We start from the raw sequence: 20,257 nt of genomic DNA on the forward strand, positions 1-20,257 counted from the left end.
GGCCGGTGTCGCCGCCCAGGTTCCGGTCGTGGGACCGCTCATGGGGGTGTTCTTCGGGGCCGAGCCGGTGACCGACTACGAGGGTGCGCAGGCGTCGGCAGCAGGTGGACAGTACGCCCGCTTCTTCCACAGCATGCTGGCGCGGGGCGTGACCCTGGCCCCAGGGCCCTACGAGGCGATCTTTCCCAGCCTGGCCCACACCGAGGCGGACCTCGCGGGCACCGTCGAGGCCGCAGCCGAGGCCGCGGCCGAGCTGCGGGGCAGCCAGCTTCCATAAGGTCGCTGTTCCACCTTTTGTCGAAAGCTGCCGTCTTCGGCGCGGCCGCGTCGCCCGCTTTCGACGTAAGGCGGAACAGAGCGGACAACGGCACCGACGGCCGGGCCGCCGCGTCGGGCGCTAGGCCCGGCGGGCCAGCGCCGCCACCGCCCGGTAGGCGGCCTCGGCGGGCCCCAGCTCATCGGGGCGCAGCAGGTTGGCCATGATGCGCAGCACCCACTCCATGAGCGTGCGGCTGTGCATGCCGGTGCCCACCAGCGCCCGCATCAGCTGGGGTCGGCCGATGATCTGCACGAACGCCTGCGCTACCCGGTAGTAGAGCCCGTAGCGGTGCTCGAGGGCCGACTCGTAGGCACGGAGGGCGCCGTCGTCGCCGGTGGCGAGGGCCTGGCCGATCGCGGCGGCGGCGAGGCGGCCGGTCTCGTAGGCGTAGGCGATGCCCTCGCCATTGAACGGGTTGATCGCTCCCGCGGCGTCCCCCACGACCAGGTATCCGGGGCCCGAGTGGGGACCGACGGACAGGCCCATCGGCAACCGCCCACCGGTGGGTGCGCCACAGGACGTGGCCCGCGAGAGCTCCCAGGACGGGGGAGCCGTCTCGACAAAAGCTGCCATGAGCTCGGTGGTGTTCACGCCCGCCCAGCGGTCAGAGGTGGAGAGCAGCCCGACGCCCACATTGACGCGACCGTCGCCCAGCGGGAAGACCCAGCCGTACCCGGGCAGGACTTGACCATCCCGGTCGCGCACGTCGAGGTGGGACTCGATCCAGGGCTCGTCGTGTCGGGGCGAGCGGTAGTAGCCGCGGAGCGCCATGCCCAGCGCAAGGGCGCGATCCCTGCTCGTGCCCAGCGCCCGCCCGAACCGGGAGTTGGCACCGTCGGACACGACCACGTAGCGGGCGCTGATCTCGTCGACGCCACCGCCGCCGCTGTTCGTCACCACGGCGCCCCGAACGCGGCCGTCCTCTAGCACCGGCGCCGTGGCCTCTGCGCCCTGCCGCAGGGCGGCGCCGGCCTTCTGGGCCCGCTCGGCCACGACATGGTCCAGGTCACGGCGGGTCACCACGTAACCGTGAGACGGGAGATCGGGGTGATCGGGCCAGGCCAGCTCGAGCTCCCGGCCGAAGGCGACGGCCCGGAGGCCGTCATAGCGATGGAAGCCCGCCAGCTCCTGGGCCAGGCCCATGTCCTCGAGCTGGCGAACCGAGCGAGGGGTGAGCCCGTCTCCGCAGGTCTTCTCCCTCGGAAAGCGCTTGCGCTCGAGCAGCAGCACGTCGTAGCCGGCGTCGGCCAGCCAGTAGGCGCAGGCTGACCCCGAGGGACCCGCTCCCACCACCAGTACGTCGTGGGGATGACCGACCCGAGTGCTCACCGGGACGACTCTAGGACGGCCGGAGGGGGGCGGCGCCGATCTGACCGCCTTCGAGGGGCCGTGGTACAAAGGCGACGAGGTCCGACGATATGGCCCTCGCCACCAGGGGGGCGACCCACCGATGGATAACTACCTGCCGATCGTCTGCATGTTCGTCCTGTCGATCGTCTTCGCCGCGCTCTCGTTTCTGGCGTCCTCCCTGCTGGGACCCAAGCGGCCGACCAGCGCCAAGGCGACTCCCTACGAGTGCGGCATCGTGCCGGACCGTGAGCCGGCTGAGCGGTTCCCGGTGCGTTTCTACCTCGTCGCCATGGTCTTCATCGTCATCGACATCGAGATCATCTTCCTGTACCCGTGGGCGGTCATCTTCCGCCAGCTGAACACCTTCGGTCTGGTCGAGATGGTCCTCTTCGCCGTGGCCGTGCTCTTGTCGTTCATCTACCTCATCAGCAACGGCGCCCTCGACTGGGGCCCCGTCAAGCGCCTCCGACCGCTGCCGGGGACGACGACAGAGCGGACCACCGACACGACGATCCGTCGCATCAGCCAGGACACCGGCGAGGCGGCCTGACCATGGGGCTCGAGAGCCTCAACCACAACTTCCTCACCGGCAGCCTCGAGAACCTGGTGAAGTGGGCTCGGCGCAACAGCGTGTGGCCGGCCACCTTCGGGCTCGCCTGCTGTGCCATCGAGATGATGTCCGCCGGGGCGGCCGACTACGACCTCGCCCGCTTCGGCATGGAGGTCTTCCGGGCGTCGCCCCGGCAGGCCGACCTCATGATCGTCGCCGGCCGGGTCTCGCAGAAGATGGCTCCCGTGCTGCGCCAGGTCTACGACCAGATGCCCGAGCCCAAGTGGGTGATCTCGATGGGGGTGTGCGCCTCCACCGGCGGCATGTTCAACAACTACGCCATCGTCCAGGGCGTCGATCAGGTCGTCCCGGTCGATGTCTACACGCCGGGGTGCCCACCGACCCCTGAGACACTGCTGCACTCGATCCTCACCCTGCACGAGCAGATCCGCACCGGCGAGATCACCCGCCGGCGGCAGGCCTCCGGTGCCGGTGCCGAGCTACAGGTCGAGGAGCGAGCCCCGGTCCACGTGGGGACCCCTCGCTGATGGAGACGGCCACCGCCGAGGTGATCCACCCGTCTCGCGACGACTACCTGCAGGTCGTCGCCGGGCTCAAGGACGAGGGCTTCGAGATGTGCGTCGACGTGTGCGGCGTGGACTACCTCATCCATCCCGGTCGCACCCTGCCGCCCGATGTCGATCCGGAGCGCTTCGAGGTGGTGGTGAACCTCGTCTCGATGGAGCACCGCCGGCGCGTGCGGATCCGGGTGCAGGTGCCGGAGTCCGATCCGACGATCCCCTCGCTGTTCGGTCTCTACCCCGGCGTCGAGGCCCCCGAGCGCGAGACGTTCGACATGTTCGGGATCCGCTTCGCCGATCATCCCGACATGACCCGGATCCTCATGCCCGAGGACTGGGAGGGGCATCCGCTGCGCAAGGACTACTCGGTCGGGCGGGTGCCGGTCCAGTTCAAGGAAGCCCCCGGACCCCGTTGAGGCGACGATGAGCCACACCGAAGACGAGAGCCGCCTGGTCGCCGAGACCTCCGAGGGCACCCAGGAGATGCTCTCGCGCGAGGGCACGACGCCAACCGAGCGGCACATCGAGGAAGGCGACATTCTGGGTCGGTCTGAGGGGGCGACCGCCCTCGACGCCGGCGACATCGACATCGAAGTCGGCGAAGACGAGACCATGATCATCAACATGGGTCCCCAGCACCCATCGACCCACGGCGTGCTGAGGATCATGATGGAGCTCGACGGCGAGACGGTGCTCCGGGCCAAGCCGATCATCGGCTACCTGCACACCGGTATGGAGAAGACGGGGGAGGATCTCACCTACATCCAGGGCGCGACCAACGTGACGCGCATGGACTACCTCTCTCCGCTCCACAACGAGCTGGTCTTCTCACTTGCGACCGAGGCCCTGCTGGGCGTCGAGATACCGGAGCGGGCGACGTGGATCCGGATGCTCATGATCGAGCTCAACCGTGTCTCGTCGCACCTGCTCTGGTTGGCCACCAACGGCATGGACCTCGCGGCCACGTCGATGATGATCTACGGCTTCCGGGAGCGCGAGGTGGTGCTCGACTTCCTGGAGAAGGTCACCGGCCTGCGTATGAACCACAACTACATCCGCCCGGGAGGCGTGGCGGCTGATCTCCCTGATGGCTGGCAGGACGACGTCGAAGCCATCTGCCAGGCCATCCCACCCCGCCTGGCCGAGTACGACGACCTCTTCACGGGCCAGCCCATCTTCCGGGAGCGCACCGAGGGCGTGGGGACGATCAGCGCCGAGGCCGCCATCGCCTCCTCGGCCACGGGGCCCATTCTCCGGTCCACCGGCGTGCCCTGGGACCTTCGGCGGACGATGCCGTACCTGTTCTACGACCAGGTCGACTTCGATGTCGTGGTGGGGAGCTACGGCGACAGCTTCGACCGCTACGCCGTGCGCCTGAACGAGATCCGGGAGTCAATCCGCATCATCCGCCAGGTTGCCAACCGCATGCCGGAGGGTGACTACCGGACCCAGGACAAGAAAGTCACGCCGCCTCCCAGGGCCCGCATCGACGAGTCGATGGAAGCCCTGATCCACCACTTCAAGATCTTCACCGAGGGCTTCAAGGTGCCCGAGGGCGAGGTGTACGTCGCCATCGAGTCGCCCCGCGGCGAGCTCGGCTGCTATCTCGTCTCCGACGGCTCCCCCAAGCCCTACCGGCTCCATATCCGGGCGCCGTCGTTCAACAACCTCCAGAGCATGGCGACGATGGTCCACGGCGGCCTGGTGGCCGACGCCGTCGCCATCATCTCCTCCATCGACCCCATCTTGGGCGAGGTCGACCGCTGATGGCCCGTCTCACTGCCGAGACCGTGGCGCAGGCCCGGGAGCTCATGTCGCTGTACCCCGACTCGCGTTCGGCGCTCGTGCCCATCTGCCACCTGGCCCAGGCCCAGGAGGGCTGGCTCAACCCCGAGGCCATGGAGCACATCGCCGAGATCATGGAGCTCACCCCGGCCGAGGTGCTGGGCACGGCCAGCTTCTACGAGATGCTGCGCACCGAGCCGGTGGGCCGCTACATGGTGTCGGTGTGCACCAACATCGCCTGCCTCCTGAACGGCGGCTACGAGCTCCTCGAGCACGCCGAGGAACGACTCGACATCAGCGTCGGGGCCACCACGCCCGACGGCATGTTCACCATCGAGGAAGCCGAGTGCATCGCCTACTGCGACCGGGCGCCGTGCCTGCAGGTGAACCACCGCTTCTTCGGGCCGGTCAGCGACGAGCGCTTCGACACGCTGGTCGAGGACCTGGCGTCGGGCCGCCTCGATGACGACGTGCCGCCCCACGGGGTGCTCTGCCGCGTGCGCCGGGAGGGCGGGCTTGCCGTCCCGGCCGAGCAGGTAAGGGCCGAGCGGGCCGCGGCCGACCAGGCCCGGGACGAGCGTGCTGCGGCCGCCCAGGCCGAGAGGTCCTGATGGCGCTCACCGAGGTCGCACCGATCGTCACCGCGCGTCTGCGCCATCCCGACTCGCACACCCTCGAGCGCTACCTGGCCACCGGCGGTTACGACGGGCTGCGTCGGGCCCTGCGCATGGAGCCGGAGCAGGTCGCCGAGGAGGTGAACGCGGCCAGTTTGCTCGGCCGCGGCGGTGCTGGCTTCCCCGCGGGGCGCAAGTGGTCGATGCTGCGCAAGGCGCCGGTGCGCTACCTCGTGGTCAACGGGGACGAGAGCGAGCCGGCGACCTTCAAGGACCACCTGCTCATCGAGCGCGATCCGCACGCCATCATCGAAGGCACCCTGATCGCCGCCTACGCCAACCAGGTGACCCAGGCCTTCATCTTCGTGCGCGGCGAGTTCGCTCTCGGGCTCGAGCGCATGCAAGGCGCGCTCAACGAGGCCTACGCCCACGGCGCCGTCGGCCGGGACATCTTCGGTTCGGGCTTCTCAGTCGACGTGGTCCTGCATCCCGGCGCGGGGGCCTACATCGCCGGTGAGGAGACGGGGCTCCTGGAGAGCCTCGAGGGCAAGCGGGCCTTCCCCCGTATCAAGCCGCCGTACTTCCCTGCAGCCATCGGGCTCTACGGCGAGCCGACCGTCGTCAACAACACCGAGACGATGGCCAACCTGCCCTGGATCGTGCAGCACGGCGGGCACGCCTTCGCCGCCCTGGGCCAAGGCAGCTCCACCGGCACGCGCTTGTTCGCACTCTCGGGCCACGTCCGCCGACCGGGCAACTACGAGCTGGAGATGGCCAAGACCACCTTCCGTGATCTCATCTTCGCCCCCGTCCTCGGCGGTGGCGTGCGGGGCGGTCGCCAGCTCAAGGCCTTCATTCCCGGCGGGGTCTCGGCGCCCTGGTTCGGGCCCGATCAGATCGATCTGCCCCTCAGCCAGGACGAGGTGGGCAAGGCCGGCTCCATGTTGGGCTCCGGCTCGGTGGTCGTCATGGACGACCAGACCTGCGTGGTGCGGGCCGCCTGGCGCATCGTCCGCTTCTTCTACCGCGAGTCCTGCGGCCAGTGCACCCCCTGTCGCGAGGGTGCGGGCTGGATCGAGAAGGTGGTCCGGCGCATCGAGGAGGGCTCGGGCCGGGAGCAGGACCTCGATCTTCTTCTCGACGTGTGCGACAACATCTCCCCGGGTTTGTCCTGGCCGCCGCAGCAGACCACCATCTGCGTCCTGGGGCCCTCGATCCCGTCGTCGATCGTGTGGGCCATTCGCATGTTTCGAGACGAGTTCCTCGTGCACATCAAGGAAGGTGCCTGCCCGTATGGCTGACACCGCCACGGACACGCTGTCGATCGTCGTGGACGGCCGCCCGGTCGAGGCCAGGCCGGGCGAGATGGTGATCGCGGCAGCCGAGCGGGCCGGGACCTACATCCCGAGGTTCTGCTACCACCCCCGGATGCGGTCGGTCGGGATGTGCCGCATGTGCCTGGTCGAGATCAGGGGCCCGCGCGGGTACTCGCTCCAGCCGGCGTGCTTCGTCGCCGTGGCCGACGGCCAGGAGGTCCGGACCACCTCCGACAAGGTGAAGAAGGCCCAGGACGGCGTGCTCGAGTTCCTGCTCATCAACCACCCCCTCGACTGCCCGGTCTGCGACAAGGGCGGGGAGTGCCCTCTGCAGGACCAGACCCTCGCGTACGGTCCCGGGGAGAGCCGCTTCGTCGAGGAGAAGCGGCATTTCGCCAAACCGATCGCCATCAGCAGCTTGGTGGACCTGGATCGCGAGCGCTGCATCCAGTGTGACCGCTGTACCCGCTTCGCCACCGAGCACGCCGGCGAGCCCCTGATCAACTTCATCGGCCGGGGCGACCACATCGAGGTCAACACCTACCCCGACCATCCCTTCGCCTCGTATTTCAGCGGCAACACGGTGCAGATCTGCCCGGTGGGCGCCCTCACCGCCACGCCCTACCGGTTCAAGGCCCGGCCGTGGGACCTCGAGCAGGTCGAGAGCACGTGCACCTCATGCGCCGTGGGCTGCCGGGTCGTGGCGCAGTCGTCCTCCAACCGCCTCACGCGCTACCTGGGCGTCGATTCCGACCCGGTGAACCAGTCCTGGCTGTGCGACAAGGGCCGGTTCGACTTCGAAGCGGTCAACAGCGACGACCGCCTGACCCACCCCCTGGTGCGCAAGGGCGACGAGCTGGCCGAGGTCTCATGGGACGAGGCCCTGTCGGCGGCGGCCGAGGGCCTGGCCGGGGCCAGGGAGCGCGGGGGTCCGCAGTCGATCGGTGTCATCGGCGGCGCCCGGCTCCCCAATGAGGACGCCTACGCCTGGGCCAAGCTGGCCAAGGCGGTCATCGGTACCGACTCGGTCGACGCCCAGCTCGGCGACGGCCTGCCCGCCGAGGTGGTGCTGGGCCTGCCCAGGGCGACGATCGACCAGGCCTGCTCGGCCGACGCTCTCGTCCTGCTGGCGCCCGATGTGCGCGAGGAGCTGCCGGTGCTCTATCTGCGCCTGCGGGAGGCCGCCGTCGAGCGGGGGGTCCCGGTAATCGAGCTCACGGCGCTGCCGACGGCAATGACGCGCTATGCCACCGTCTCGCTCACCTATCGACCGGGCGACGTGGCAGCGCTGGCACGCTCCCTCGTGGCCCCCGACACCACCGACGGCGCCGGCGCCGGTCAGGACCCGCTCTCGGTCGCCCGTGGCATCCTGCGGGGCCGGGACGGCGCGGGTCCCGGTGCCGACGGATCGGGGGTCGTGGTGGTACTCGGCCGCCCGTCGGTCGCCGAGGCCGACGACATGATGGACGAAGCGGCGGCCGCCCTGTTCGGGGCGTGGCCAGAGGCCCGCTTCCTACCGGCCCTCCGGCGGTCGAACGTCCTGGGTGCCCTCGACATGGGTCTCGCCCCGGGCATCCTGCCCGGTCGGGTCTCCTTGGACGAGGGGCGGGCGTGGTACACGGCGGCGTGGGGCGCGGTGCCCGAAGAGCGGGGCCTGGACAGCGCGGGCATCCTGTCGGCCGCGGCCGAGCAGCGCGTGGGGGCATTGGTCCTCCTCGGCGCCGATCCCCTCACCGACTTCCCCGATCGCCAGCTCGCCCAGCGGGGGATGGCCGGTGCCGGGTTCGTCGTCGCCGTCGACGCCTTTCTGAACGAGTCCTCGGGGCAGGCCGACGTGATCCTGCCCGCCGCGATCTACGCCGAGCGGCCCGGCACCACGACCAACCTCGAAGGACGCATCAGCCGCCTGGGCCAGAAGCTCGTGGGACCGGGCGTGACCCGTCCCGACTGGATGATCGCCGCCGAGCTGGCGGCTCGCCTCGGCGGCGACCTCGGGACCGACACCGTGGAGGCCATCTGGGACGAGGTCGAGCGAGTGGCGCCCTCCCACACCGGCATCACCCGCCATCTGATCGGCGAGCGTCGCGCCGCCGACGGCATCGTGGCTCCGATCCCGAGCGTCCCTGTCCGGCTCGAGGTCGGCACCGGACATCCGGGCGGCGCGCCGCCGGTCCACTCCGGCGCGACCGACACCGGAGCTGGCTCCACCCAGCCGCCGCCGGGTCCCATCGACCCCATGGCCACGCCGGGTATCGGCGGCATCGAGAGCCAGGGCATCCCCAACATCGCCGGGGCGCCCAGGTCAGCCGACGGCGCTGCTGACGCTCCCGAGGGCGCCAACGACGCTGACTCGGCGAGCGAGCGGCCGCCGCTCCTGCGCTTCACCCCGGCCAAGCCGCGCCCGGTCCCGGCACCGGACAGCTATGCGCTGCGCCTCGTCACCCGTCGCCGCCTCTACGACAAGGGGACGCTCGTGCAGGCCTGCCCCTCGCTGGCCGACCTCGCCCCCGCCCCGGCCCTCCGGGCGAACCCCTACGACCTCGATCGCCTGGGCGTGCAGACCGGTGGTCGGGTTCGGGTCCGCGCCGGCCAGGCCCTGGTGATGGAGGCGCTCGCCGACACCGACGTCCCCCGAGGCGTCGCCGTGGTCGACCTCGACCTGGCCGAGGAGGGGGCCGAGGACCTCATCGACAGCGCCCGAGCGGTCACCGACGTCCGCCTGGAGACGATCTGATGGGTGACCCGCTCTTCTCGCACGGCGTCGACCCCTGGGTCTTCCTCATCGTGGCGGTCAAGGTCATCGTGGCCTTCGTCGCGCTGCTGGTGTCGGTGCTGCTCATGATCTGGTTCGAGCGCAAGGTCATCTCCGACATGCAGAGCAGGATCGGTCCCAACCGGGCGGGGCCCTGGGGGATCCTCCAGACCATGGCCGACGGGGTCAAGCTGTTCTTCAAGGAGGGCCTGCGCCCGGACGGCTCCGACCGCGCCGTCTTCTACCTGGCGCCCTACCTCGCGGTCGTGCCCGCCTTCGTGATCTTCACGATCATCCCGATCGGCGGGGTGGTCACGGTCTTCGGGCACACGACCGAGCTTCAGGTGGCCGACCCGCAGATCGGGATCCTGCTCCTCCTGGCCATGTCGTCGGTGGCGGTGTACGGCCTGATGCTGGCCGGCTGGGCATCCGGCTCGAAGTACCCCCTCCTCGGCGCGGTCCGGGCCTCGGCCCAGATGGTCTCCTACGAGGCGGCAATGGGCCTGTCGACGGCAGCGGCCGTTCTCATCACCGGCTCGCTGTCCACCCGCGACATCGTCGAGTCGCAGAACGGCAGCCTCTACGGGTTCCTGCCCAACTGGAACGTGCTCCGGCTCGGCGTCGTGCCCTTTGCCATCTTCTTCATCGCCGTGACGGCGGAGGTGAACCGGCCTCCCTTCGACCTGGTGGAGGGCGAGCAGGAGCTGGTCGGAGGGTTCCACACCGAGTACTCCTCGGTGCGCTTCGCCCTGTTCTTCCTGGCCGAGTTCATGAACACCATCACGATGTCGGCCATCGTCGTGACCCTGTTCTTCGGGGGACCGGACGGTCCCGCCCCTCATTTCGTGCGGTGGCTGTGGCCGATCCTCTGGTTCGTCGGCAAGACGATCGTGTTCTTGTACGTGTACGTCTGGATCCGGGCCAGCCTGCCCCGGCTGCGCTACGACCAGCTCATGGACCTGGGATGGAAGCGCCTCATCCCGCTCTCGCTGTTCTGGCTCCTCGTGGTGGCGGGCATGCTGATCGACTCCCGTTGGGGCTTCGCCGTCTTCGGCGGCGGCCTGGTCTTCGGGCTCATGCTGTACCAGGCCCTGCGGGTGACGCGCGCCCGAGCCGAGGGGCCTGATGCCACGCCAGCGGTCGGACCCGGCGGGGACTTCGGTCCCGGCGGCGGGGTGATGCCCTGATGGGGTTCTTCGACGGCTTCCGGGTGACCATTCGCCAGGTCTTCGAGCCCCGGGTGACCCATCGCTATCCCGATGAGAAGCGGCCCAAGCCGCCGCGCTTCCACGGCCGGCACGTCCTCGGCCGGTACGAGGACGGCATGGAGAAGTGCATCGGGTGCGAGCTGTGCGCCGGCGTGTGCCCGGCGCGCTGCATCTACGTGCGGGGAGCCGACAACCCGCCTGACGCCCCGGTGTCGCCCGGAGAGCGGTTCGGCTTCGTGTACGAGATCAACTACCTGCGCTGCATCCACTGCGACCTGTGCGTGGAGGCCTGCCCGACCGAGGCCATCACCGAGAGCAAGCTGTTCGAGTTCTCCTTCGTCGACCGCCAGGACGCCATTTACACCAAGGACGAGCTCGTCGTCGACGACGACGGCCGTCCCCGCCACCTGCCGTGGGAGGACTGGCGCCCCGGTGACGACGCCCACACCTCGGGCTGGATGCGGGCGACCTCGCCGAACGGCGACGCCGCCTACGAGGGCCGCGTCCAATGGTCGGGCGAGCGCGGCTACGGGGTCCGGCACCCCGAGGCGGGCCAGGTCGGAGACCGGGACGACGAGGCCACCGGCAACATCTCGATTCGGGAGGTCGATGCGGCTGACATCCCGCACCGCTACGGCGGGAGGTACCGCTAGTGCCGCTCGTCTCGCTGGGGCACGTCCCGCTCCTCGCGGTGACGATCACCGATGCGACGGTCTTCGCCGTATCGGCCGCGGTCGTCGTGGCCGGGGCCATCGGGGTCATCGCCGCCCGCAACCCCGTCCACTCCGCCCTGATGCTGGTCATGACCCTGTTCGGCATCGCCGTCCTGTTCGTGGAGCAGTCGGCCGACTTCCTGGCCGTCGTGCAGGTGATCGTCTACGCCGGCGCCATCGTGGTGCTCTTCCTCTTCGTCATCATGCTGCTGGGCGTGGACAGGGTGGAAGCGCTGCAGCGGGACCCGCTCCCGGGCCAGCGGCCGCTGGCCCTGATCGTCGGGGCGGCCGGGTTGTCCCTGCTGCTGTTCCTGGCCGGGATCCACTGGGTGACGGGCGCCCACTCGCTGGCTGGTCCCTCGGGAGGACCGGGCTCCAACGTCGAGAAGCTGGCCCGCTCCCTCTTCACCACCTACCTACTCCCCTTCGAGGTCACGTCCGTCCTGCTGGTGATCGCCGTGGTCGGCGCGGTGGTGCTCTCTCGCCGGCCGTCGAGGGAGGTCGAGGCGCCCGAGGATGGGCGGGGGGGCGAGAAGGAATGAGCCTCGGCGGTCCCTACTACCTGACGCTGGCCGCCGTGCTGTTCACCATCGGCGGTGTCGGGCTGCTCCTGCGTCGCAACGTGCTGGTCATGTTCATGTGCGTCGAGCTCATGCTCAACGCAGTCAACCTCACCTTCGTCACGTTCTCCCGCCTCCTGAACGACATCGGTGGCCAGTCCCTGGTCTTCTTCGTGCTGGTGGTGGCGGCCGCCGAGGTGGTCGTCGGGCTGGGCATCATCGTCGCCATCTTCCGCCGGCGCAAGGGCGCCACGGCGGACGATCTCCACATCCTGAAGGGCTGACCTCGAGCGTGCTCCACTACGCCTACATCATCCCCCTGCTGCCCCTGTCGGGGGCCGTGATCCTGGCCTTGTTCGGCCGCCGCATCGGCAATCCCCTGGCCGGCTGGCTGGCGACGGCGCTCGTGACGGCCTCCTTCGTGGTCGGCGTGTTCGTCTTCATCGACCTGCTCAACCGGGCTGGCGGCAACCGCTCGTTCGACCAGACGATCTACACCTGGATCCCGGTGGGCGGCCTCCAGATCAAAGCGGCGCTGCTGATCGACCCGCTGTCGATCACGATGGTGCTGTTCGTGACGGCGGTGAGCGCGCTCATCCACCTCTACTCGATCGGCTACATGCAGCGCGATCCGCAGTTCTCGAAGTTCTTCGTCTACCTCAACCTCTTCGTGTTCTCCATGCTCATCCTGGTGATGGCGGACAACTTCGTGCTCACCTTCCTCGGCTGGGAGGGGGTGGGGGCGTGCTCGTACTGGCTCGTCGCCTTCTGGTTCGACCGGGACAGCGCCGCCTCGGCGGGCAAGAAGGCGTTCATCGTCAACCGGATCGGCGACTTCGGTTTCCTCACCGCCATGTTCCTGATCTTCTCCACGGTGGGCACGCTCAGCTACGGCGGTGTGTTCGGCGCAGTGAGCCGCATCGGACCGGGAACGATCACCGCCATCACCCTGCTCCTGTTCCTCGGCGCGGTGGGCAAGTCGGCCCAGATCCCGCTGTTCATCTGGCTCCCCGACGCCATGGAGGGCCCGACTCCGGTGTCGGCGCTGATCCACGCCGCCACCATGGTCACCGCCGGCGTCTACCTCATGGCGAGGGTGAGCCCGCTCCTCACCCACACGACGTCGTCGCTCAACGTCGTGGCCATCGTCGGACTGGTGACCGCCTTCGTGGCCGCCACCTCGGCGTGCGCCCAGGGGGACATCAAACGGGCCCTCGCCTACTCGACGATCTCCCAGCTGGGCTACATGTTCCTGGCCGTGGGGTCGGGCGCCTATGTCGCCGCCATCTTCCTGATGGTGACCCACGCCTTCTTCAAGGCCCTGCTGTTCCTCGGTGCAGGTTCGGTCATACACGGCATGCACGACGAACAGGAGATGTCCCGTTTCGGGGGGCTGCGAAAATGGATGCCGGTCACGGCGACGACCTTCATCGTCGCCTGGCTGTCCATCGCCGGCGTGCCCCCCTTCTCCGGGTTCTGGTCCAAGGGCGACGTGCTCATGAACGCCTTCGCCCGCAGCCCGGCACTGTACGCCGGCGGCCTGCTCACGGCCCTGCTCACCGCGTACTACATGGGCCGGGTGGTCTTCCTCACGTTCTACGGGCCCGAGCGGTGGCGCACGTCCGGACCGCACGAGACCCTCCCGCACGAGGCCCCCTCGGTGATGATCGTCCCCCTCGTGGTGCTGGCCCTGCTGTCGCTGGGCGGGGGCATCATCAACCTGCCCATCGACAACTACGACTTCCTCGGCCGGTGGCTCAGTCCCGTCTTCGGGCCCGCCCTGCGGGTGCTCCACTACAGCGGGAGCACGCAACGGCTCTTCGAGATCGCCGACGCTTCTGTGGCGGTGGTGGGAGCCGCGCTCGCCGGCGGGCTGTGGCTGCGGCGCTGGGAGCGGCCCCGCCTCACGCCGGTCTTCCTCCAACGGGCCTGGTACGTCGACTGGGCCTACGACACCTTCATCGCCCGCCCCTCCACGGCGCTGGCCAACTTCTCGGCCACCGTGTTCGACAACGAGGTCATCGACGGCGTCGTCAACGGCACGGCGACCCTCATACGGGGTAGCGGCGACCGCTTACGGCGCCTGCAGACGGGCTACGTACGCAATTACGCCCTCGCCATCGCCACGGGCGCCGCCCTCGTACTCGCCTACCTGGCCAGCCGGGTGGGCTCGTGAGCGGCATCGCCGGCGCGGCGGCGCCGGTCCTGGCTGCCGCCCATCCCGGGCCCGGCTTTCCGCTGTTGACAACGCTCGTGCTGATCCCGGCGGGGGGCGCGGTCGTCGTCGCCGCCGTGCCGAGGGCCCGCCAGCGGCTCGTCCAGTTCCTGGGCGTCGCCTTCTCGGTGGCCGTCCTGGGCTTTGCCGTGTTCATCGCCGTTCGCTTCCGGGTGGGCGACGGTGGCTTCCAGATGGTCTCCCAGCACAGCTGGATCAGCGTGTTCGGCATCTCGTGGAAGCTCGGCATCGACGGGATATCGCTCTTCCTGGTGCTGATGTGCGCTGTGCTGTTCCCCGTCGCCCTGGTCGGCGGGAGGGTCAAGAGCAATCCCAAGGGCTTCGTGGCCTGGATGCTGCTGCTCGAGTGCGCCTGCCTCGGGAGCTTCCTGGCCCTCGACCTCTTCCTCTTCTTCCTCTTCTTCGAGCTCACCCTGGTGCCGACGTACTTCATCATCGGCGGCTGGGGCCACGAGCGGCGCGGCAACGCGGCGCTGAAGTTCTTCCTGTACACCTTCCTCGGGTCGGCGGTCATGCTCATCGGCCTGCTGACCGTGGTGTACCTCCACCAGCGCAGCACGGGGCACCTGACCTTCGACCTCGTGACCCTGTCCGCCACCCAGCCCTTCTCGTCGACGATCGGCATCGTGCTGTTCCTGGCCTTCATGGCCGCCTTCGCCGTGAAGGCGCCGATCTTCCCGTTCCACACCTGGTCCCCTCCCGCCTACACCGAGGCTCCGGCCGCCGGCTCGGTGATCCTCGCCGCGGTCATGGCCAAGATCGGCAGCTACGGCATCATCCGCTTCGACTTCGAGCTGTTCCCCAAGGCGGCGGCGCAGCTGGCCCCGACCCTGCTGACCCTCGCCGCCATCGGCATCCTCTACGGGGCGGTGGTGGCGGCCGCCCAGCGCGACCTCAAGCGCATGGTGGCCTACTCGTCGCTCACGAACCTGGGGTTCATCGTGCTCGGTACCTTCGCTATCACCACCCAGGGCGTGTCCGGCGGCGTGCTCCAGATGCTCAACCACGGACTGTTCACCGCCGCCCTGTTCCTCCTGATCGGATTCATCTACGAGCGGCGACGGAGCTGGCAGACGAGCGACCTGGGCGGCCTCCAGCGGGCGGCGCCCGTCATGGCCGGGGTGTTCACGGTGGCGATGATGGCCTCGATCGGGCTGCCCGGCCTGAACGGATTCGTCGGTGAGTTCCTGATCCTGATCGGCACCTTCCTCAGCCACCGGTGGTGGGCGGTGGCGGCCACCATCGGTGTGATCTTCGCCGCCATCTATCTGCTGTGGGCGTTCCAGAGGGTGTTCCACGGCCGGGCGGCGGGTCCCAATCTCCACGTCCCCGACCTCTCGTGGCGAGAGCGCGCCGCCGTGGCCCCGCTGATCCTGGCCATCGTCTTCCTCGGCGTCTATCCGAGGCCCGTCCTGGATCGCATCACCCCGTCGGTCAACCGCCTCATCAGCCACGTGGAGCAGGGAAGCAGCTTCCGCCAGCCGGCCGTCGCCAACGGATCGTCGGGACCGTCCTCCTCAGCCTCGGCCTCGGGGGCGCGGTGATGGGAAGTCTCTTCCTCGCCCAGCTGCACCAGGATCTGCCGGCGCTGCAGCTTCCCCGCATCGACTACTCGGCCATCATGCCCGAGCTGATCCTCATCGGTCTGGCCCTGGTGCTCATGACCGCAGCGGCGCTGACGCGCCGCCGTCTACCCCGTGGGACCTACGCCATCTTCACGGTGGCCGCCGCGGGCGCGTCCATGGCCTACGCCTACCTGTTGTGGAACCACGTCGCCCGAGGCGGCTACACGGCGATCGCCGGGTCCGTCGCCGTGGACGGGTTCAGCGTCTTCTTCATCATGCTGATCGGGGCCGCGCTCATCGTGTCCGCCCTCTCGGCCGACTCCTACCTGCGCCGGGAGCGGCTGGACGGACCCGAGTTCTACGTGCTCGCCATGCTGTCGGCCTCCGGGGCCATGTTCATGGCCGCCGCCAACGACCTGATCGTGATGTTCCTCGGGCTGGAGATCCTGTCGATCGCCCTGTACGTGCTGGCCGGCTACCACGCCCGGCGCCGGGAGTCGGGAGAGGCGGCGATCAAGTACTTCGTGCTCGGCGCGTTCTCATCGGCCATCTTCCTCTATGGCGTCGCCCTCACCTACGGCGCCACCGGATCGACCAACTTGGGCCAGGTAGCGAAGTTCCTGGCCCAGAACGTCACTGTCTCCAACGGCCTGCTGCTCGCCGGGATGGCCCTGCTGCTCGTCGGGCTCGGGTTCAAGGTGGCGGCCGTCCCCTTCCATTTCTGGACTCCCGACGTCTACCAGGGCTCGCCGACCCCGGTCACCGGGTTCATGGCGGCGACCGCCAAGGCTGCCGGCTTCGCCGGCCTGCTGCGCCTCTTCTTCTCGACCTTCTCGATCCTGCGGCTGGACTGGAAGCCCCTGATCTGGGCGCTCGCCTTGCTCACCTTGCTCGTCGGGGCGGTGGTCGCCATCGTGCAGCGCGACGTCAAACGGATGTTGGCCTACTCGTCCATCAGCCACGCCGGGTTCGTCCTCGTCGGGCTGGAGGTGGCGACCAAGAACGGGATCGCCGGCGGGCTCTACTACCTCTTCGCTTACGTGTTCATGGTTGTCGGCAGCTTCACCATCGTGACCCTCGTCGGCGGTCGGGGAGACGCTCGCCACGACCTGGACTCCTACCGGGGCCTGTTCGCGCGCAACCCGGGCCTGGCCCTCCTGCTGGCGCTCTTCCTCATGGCCCAGGCCGGGATCCCCTTCACGACCGGCTTCCTCGCCAAGTTCTACGTGATCTCCGCGGCGGTGAGCAGCGGCGCCTATCCGCTGGCGCTCATCGCCATGATCGCGGCGGTGATCGCCGCTTTCTTCTACCTGCGCGTCATCGTGCTCATGTACACCCCTGCGGGGCGCCCGCCGGAGGCGTCTGCGCCTGCTGACGCCGGGGCAGGCGGTTACGACACCCGGCCCGCGCTCGGTGCCGAGACGCCGGTGGGCGAGGCGGCCCTGGCGACGGCGCCGGGCGGCGTGGCCGTCGCCGAGCGGACAGCGGTGGCGGAGGAGGCCGAGGGCGAGGAGAACACCAGCATCCAGGTGCCGCTGTTGGCCGGGGTGGGGCTGGTCGTGTCCGCCGCCTTCACGGTGTTCTTCGGGCTCTATCCGGCGCCGCTCATCGACTTCGCCCACCGGGCCACGCTGCTGTTCTGAGCGAGCTCAGCGGCTCGCCGAGCTGGCCGTCTGCTCCGCCGGCTCGGCGCGCTCGTCCCCGTTCTGGGTGTCGGTCTTTGACGCGTCGGGGACCAGGAACCGCCCGATGAGCGGCAGCTCCCAGAACGACTCGGCCCGGGCGATGGCCACCGCCACCGCCGGCGCCTGCTCGGGCGACTGGTACACGGCGTAGCGCGGCTGCCAGTCCGGGTCGTACTTGGCGTTGAAGCGCCAGAGCGACTCGATCTGCATCGAGGAGGACATTCGCCGGAGCATCCAGCGCTCGACCCGGCGATGCAGGCCGTCGCCGGTCTCACCGGCGAGCACCGAGCGCATGGTGGCGAAGTTGAGCCCCAGCCCCTGCATGCCCAGCTGGCGCAGGTGCTCGATCGTCTCCACGATCACGAAGTCCAACAGGCCGTTGGGGTGGTCGCCGTCGTCGCGCCGCATGAGGTCGAGCGAGTACCCGTTGATCCCCGGCGCGGGGACGTACTGACAGAAGGCGACGGGCGTGCCGTCGGCGGCGGTGGCCACTGCCAGCAGAAGACCCACGTCGCCGGGGTCGAACAGACGCCCGAGGGTCATGGAGAACCCTCGCTCGACGTCACCGCGCCGGCTGCGGGTCATGACGTCGCGCAGCGCGTCGGCGAGGGCGGCCTCGATGTGGGCCGGATCGTGGAAGGAGATCGTGTAGCCGTAGCGGGCGATGCGGTTGACGGCCTGCCGGAGACCCTTGTTGCGCCCGCCCTGCAACGAGAAGCGGGTGATGTCCACGACGCCTTCGTCGCCCAGGTAGAGGTCGTGCATGCCGGACGACCGGTAGGTCGGCAGCCAGTCCTCTCCCGCACCGAGGACGGCCAGGGTCCAACCGTGGTTGTCGACGAAGGCGCGGAAGGACGACCAGAGCCGGTCCCTGTCGGCCTCGGGGCCGATGGGGTCGGGCGAGACGAGGCAGACGCCCCCGTACACGGCATAGGCAACCACGCTGTCGCCGTCGAAGAAGTGGACCTTGTCGTGGCGGAGGGCGAAGTAGTCGAGCGTCCCCTCTCCGTGGCGGCGGACGATGTCCCTGGCCCGCTGCTGGCTGCCGGGGCCGACCAGCCGCCGGTCCACAACGGGCCGGAAGGCGAGCACCAGGGCCACGATCGCCAGGCCCAGTCCGATGGCGAAAAGTGTGGGTGCGAGGAACTCGTCCAGGCGGTGCGGGAGGGCCACCGTTCGCAGCCCGATCATGCGCCCGGCGACCGCTTCCAGGGCCCGCACGATGCCGAGCGGCCGGGTGTGGGAGTGGAGCGCCAGCGCCACCTCCATCGACGTGGTCGTCACCGCGGTGACGACCACAGTCGCAGCCAGGAGCGCAAGACCGCCCCTCCTTCGCGAGCGCCGGTCCACGGCCCCCGGAAAGGACGAGCGATTGACCAACAGGAACCACGCCACGGCCAGCGCGATGACCGCCTCCTCCAGACCGCCGCCCTGGACCAGGTGCAACACGCCCGTGCCCACCAGGAGGCCGAGGGCGACGGTCCAGGCCTGGCGTTGGCCCCTCCGGACACCGCGGGCCAGGGCGAGGAGGGCCAGGCCGGCGAGGGCAACCAGCGCCGAGGCGGCCTGAGAGACCGAGAGCGGCACCACGTCGACGACGAAGTCGAGGTGGTTGCGGAACGGCGGGGTCACCGCCGAAGCCAGGTTGACCACGCCGGCGAGGGCGATGGCGACGGCCGCCAGGCGGCGGACGAGGCGCTGGCGAGAGGCGGGGTCGGCGAGCTGGGGATACGGCGGACCGTGGGGAAAGGTGGCCACGACCGCGGGGTGCGCGTCGCCGATGGGGCGGCGCCGGGCGGCCATCCGCTCGATGAACGTGGCGCCCGGCAGGTCGAGGCGGGCCTGGAGCAGCCGGGCGTGGAGCTCCGCTCCCGCCTCCAGCTCGACCCACGACAGCTGCCGGCGAGGCAGGAAGACCGGCGGCAGCCCGAGACGGGCAGGGCACTCGTCGACCACCTCGGCCACCGCCCCAGGGTTGGCGTAGAAGCCCGGCCCGAGGAGGGTCAGCTCGGGCTGCCGGGTATGGCCCGTGACCAGCCCGGTGTGACCGGCTCGGACCAGCCCCGTGGCCTCGGCGCGTGCCTCGTCGTTCGGGTCGTCGCCGGAGCTGCCCAGGGCGACCCCTCCCATGGCCGCCCAGGTGCGCCGGCTCACCCAGGCCACCGCCAGCACCACCAGCACCAGGTCGAGGACCGTGGTGAGACCCACCAGGCCCAGGCGGCGGGGCCAGGCGCCGAGATGGGAGAGATGCTGGGCCGGCGCCGCCCACAGGTAGGAGAGCGGGACCTTCAGGAGAATGGCCACGGCGAAGGGCACTAGGAGCCACCAGGCGTGTCGAGCAACCCGCCGGTACGCCAGCCGCGAGGCCAGGAAGCGGGGGAAGCTGGACGGCTCCGGGAGGCGGTCGACGCCGCGGAGCCAGGACGATCGGGCCCCGCCCAGGGCGGGCAGCATGTCGGCCAGCAAGTGGTGGCCGACCGGGGTGCAGGCCGGGTTGCGGGGATCGGCCAGCGCGTGACGGGGGTCGAGTCGATGGCCCGGCTCGACCCGCACCCGGCGCCGACCGGCACCGGTCTCGAGCGACAGCTCGACGGCCAGGGCCAGCTCTGCGCCCAGTTCGCCCGCCACGCCGCCGGCGGCGGCGGCGTCCCAGGCCAGCCGGGCATCCCGGCTCCCCGGCAGGCAGATCAGACGCCGGCTCTCGCCGGCGCCGAAGGCCCGAAGCGCCCGCGTCAGCCGCGGGTGTGCGTCCAGCGCCGCCCTGGGATCCGGCCCCGCATCGGGGGACCCGGCATCGGGGGGCTCGGCGACCAACAGCTCGAAGAGGTTGCCGGCCACGATGAGGGCTCCCGGGCCGCTCCACGCCTCGATGGCGCGGGCCAGGTCGGTCGCGGCCGACGCCGAGGCGGGCGTCGCCGAGGGCCCCAGCAGCAGATCGCTCACCACCAGCGCTCGGCCGCCCAGGCCCACCTCGACATCGAGCTCGTCGACGAGGGTGCCGTCGCAGGCCATCGCCAGCCATC

Annotated in this window: 17 protein-coding genes; 15 read left to right on the forward strand and 2 right to left on the reverse strand. The window is 69.9% G+C overall.

Annotation, left to right across the window (positions count from 1 at the left end; genetic code table 11):
* The coding region (locus VH112_01500; GenBank protein ID HEX4538894.1) for an aspartate aminotransferase family protein at positions 1-277 on the forward strand (277 nt) is incomplete at its 5' end.
* A gap of 120 nt (positions 278-397) precedes the next feature.
* Here the strand turns inward: VH112_01500 and VH112_01505 are convergent.
* On the reverse strand, positions 398-1,648 hold the full coding sequence (locus tag VH112_01505) for a geranylgeranyl reductase family protein (GenBank protein HEX4538895.1): 1,251 nt from the start codon (positions 1,646-1,648) through the stop codon (positions 398-400).
* A gap of 121 nt (positions 1,649-1,769) precedes the next feature.
* Here VH112_01505 and ndhC point away from each other — a divergent pair, with 121 nt between their 5' ends.
* From ndhC to VH112_01575, 14 genes are read left to right on the forward strand one after another with little or no spacing between them, the layout of a single operon-like run.
* The gene (ndhC, locus tag VH112_01510; protein HEX4538896.1) at positions 1,770-2,219 is read left to right on the forward strand and encodes an NADH-quinone oxidoreductase subunit A; all 450 of its coding nucleotides are present in this window, start codon (positions 1,770-1,772) and stop codon (positions 2,217-2,219) included.
* A gap of 2 nt (positions 2,220-2,221) precedes the next feature.
* Complete coding sequence (locus tag VH112_01515; protein ID HEX4538897.1) at positions 2,222-2,767, forward strand: NADH-quinone oxidoreductase subunit B family protein; 546 nt, start codon at positions 2,222-2,224, stop codon at positions 2,765-2,767.
* A complete protein-coding gene (locus VH112_01520) occupies positions 2,767-3,216 on the forward strand; it encodes an NADH-quinone oxidoreductase subunit C (protein HEX4538898.1) in 450 nt (149 codons plus the stop codon). The genes VH112_01515 and VH112_01520 overlap by 1 nt, the downstream gene beginning before the upstream one ends.
* A gap of 7 nt (positions 3,217-3,223) precedes the next feature.
* Entirely contained in the window at positions 3,224-4,567 is a 1,344-nt protein-coding gene (locus VH112_01525) for an NADH-quinone oxidoreductase subunit D (protein HEX4538899.1), read from the forward strand.
* On the forward strand, positions 4,567-5,196 hold the full coding sequence (locus tag VH112_01530; protein ID HEX4538900.1) for an NAD(P)H-dependent oxidoreductase subunit E: 630 nt from the start codon (positions 4,567-4,569) through the stop codon (positions 5,194-5,196). Before VH112_01525 ends, VH112_01530 begins: the two co-directional genes overlap by 1 nt.
* Complete coding sequence (nuoF, locus tag VH112_01535; protein HEX4538901.1) at positions 5,196-6,500, forward strand: NADH-quinone oxidoreductase subunit NuoF; 1,305 nt, start codon at positions 5,196-5,198, stop codon at positions 6,498-6,500. The genes VH112_01530 and nuoF overlap by 1 nt, the downstream gene beginning before the upstream one ends.
* Positions 6,493-9,249: an NADH-quinone oxidoreductase subunit NuoG gene (nuoG, locus tag VH112_01540; protein HEX4538902.1), complete on the forward strand. Its 2,757-nt coding sequence runs from the start codon at positions 6,493-6,495 to the stop codon at positions 9,247-9,249. The genes nuoF and nuoG overlap by 8 nt, the downstream gene beginning before the upstream one ends.
* Positions 9,249-10,454 (forward strand): NADH-quinone oxidoreductase subunit NuoH, encoded by a 1,206-nt coding sequence (gene nuoH / locus VH112_01545; protein ID HEX4538903.1) that lies wholly within the window; start codon positions 9,249-9,251, stop codon positions 10,452-10,454. The genes nuoG and nuoH overlap by 1 nt, the downstream gene beginning before the upstream one ends.
* Complete coding sequence (nuoI, locus tag VH112_01550) at positions 10,454-11,128, forward strand: NADH-quinone oxidoreductase subunit NuoI (GenBank protein ID HEX4538904.1); 675 nt, start codon at positions 10,454-10,456, stop codon at positions 11,126-11,128. Before nuoH ends, nuoI begins: the two co-directional genes overlap by 1 nt.
* Positions 11,128-11,730 (forward strand): NADH-quinone oxidoreductase subunit J, encoded by a 603-nt coding sequence (locus VH112_01555; protein HEX4538905.1) that lies wholly within the window; start codon positions 11,128-11,130, stop codon positions 11,728-11,730. Before nuoI ends, VH112_01555 begins: the two co-directional genes overlap by 1 nt.
* Positions 11,727-12,032: an NADH-quinone oxidoreductase subunit NuoK gene (gene nuoK, locus VH112_01560; GenBank protein ID HEX4538906.1), complete on the forward strand. Its 306-nt coding sequence runs from the start codon at positions 11,727-11,729 to the stop codon at positions 12,030-12,032. The genes VH112_01555 and nuoK overlap by 4 nt, the downstream gene beginning before the upstream one ends.
* Positions 12,033-12,040: 8 nt before the next feature.
* Entirely contained in the window at positions 12,041-13,924 is a 1,884-nt protein-coding gene (gene nuoL, locus VH112_01565; GenBank protein ID HEX4538907.1) for an NADH-quinone oxidoreductase subunit L, read from the forward strand.
* Positions 13,921-15,528: an NADH-quinone oxidoreductase subunit M gene (locus tag VH112_01570; GenBank protein ID HEX4538908.1), complete on the forward strand. Its 1,608-nt coding sequence runs from the start codon at positions 13,921-13,923 to the stop codon at positions 15,526-15,528. The genes nuoL and VH112_01570 overlap by 4 nt, the downstream gene beginning before the upstream one ends.
* A complete protein-coding gene (locus tag VH112_01575; protein HEX4538909.1) occupies positions 15,528-17,192 on the forward strand; it encodes an NADH-quinone oxidoreductase subunit N in 1,665 nt (554 codons plus the stop codon). The genes VH112_01570 and VH112_01575 overlap by 1 nt, the downstream gene beginning before the upstream one ends.
* A gap of 6 nt (positions 17,193-17,198) precedes the next feature.
* Here the strand turns inward: VH112_01575 and VH112_01580 are convergent, their stop codons facing one another.
* Positions 17,199-20,246 carry a phosphatidylglycerol lysyltransferase domain-containing protein gene (locus VH112_01580; GenBank protein HEX4538910.1) on the reverse strand — a complete coding sequence of 1,016 codons (3,048 nt, stop codon included), beginning with the start codon at positions 20,244-20,246 and terminating at the stop codon, positions 17,199-17,201.
* Positions 20,247-20,257: the final 11 nt, after the last annotated feature.

The organism is Acidimicrobiales bacterium (assembly GCA_036270875.1).
In the GTDB taxonomy this organism is placed as follows: domain Bacteria; phylum Actinomycetota; class Acidimicrobiia; order Acidimicrobiales; family AC-9; genus AC-9.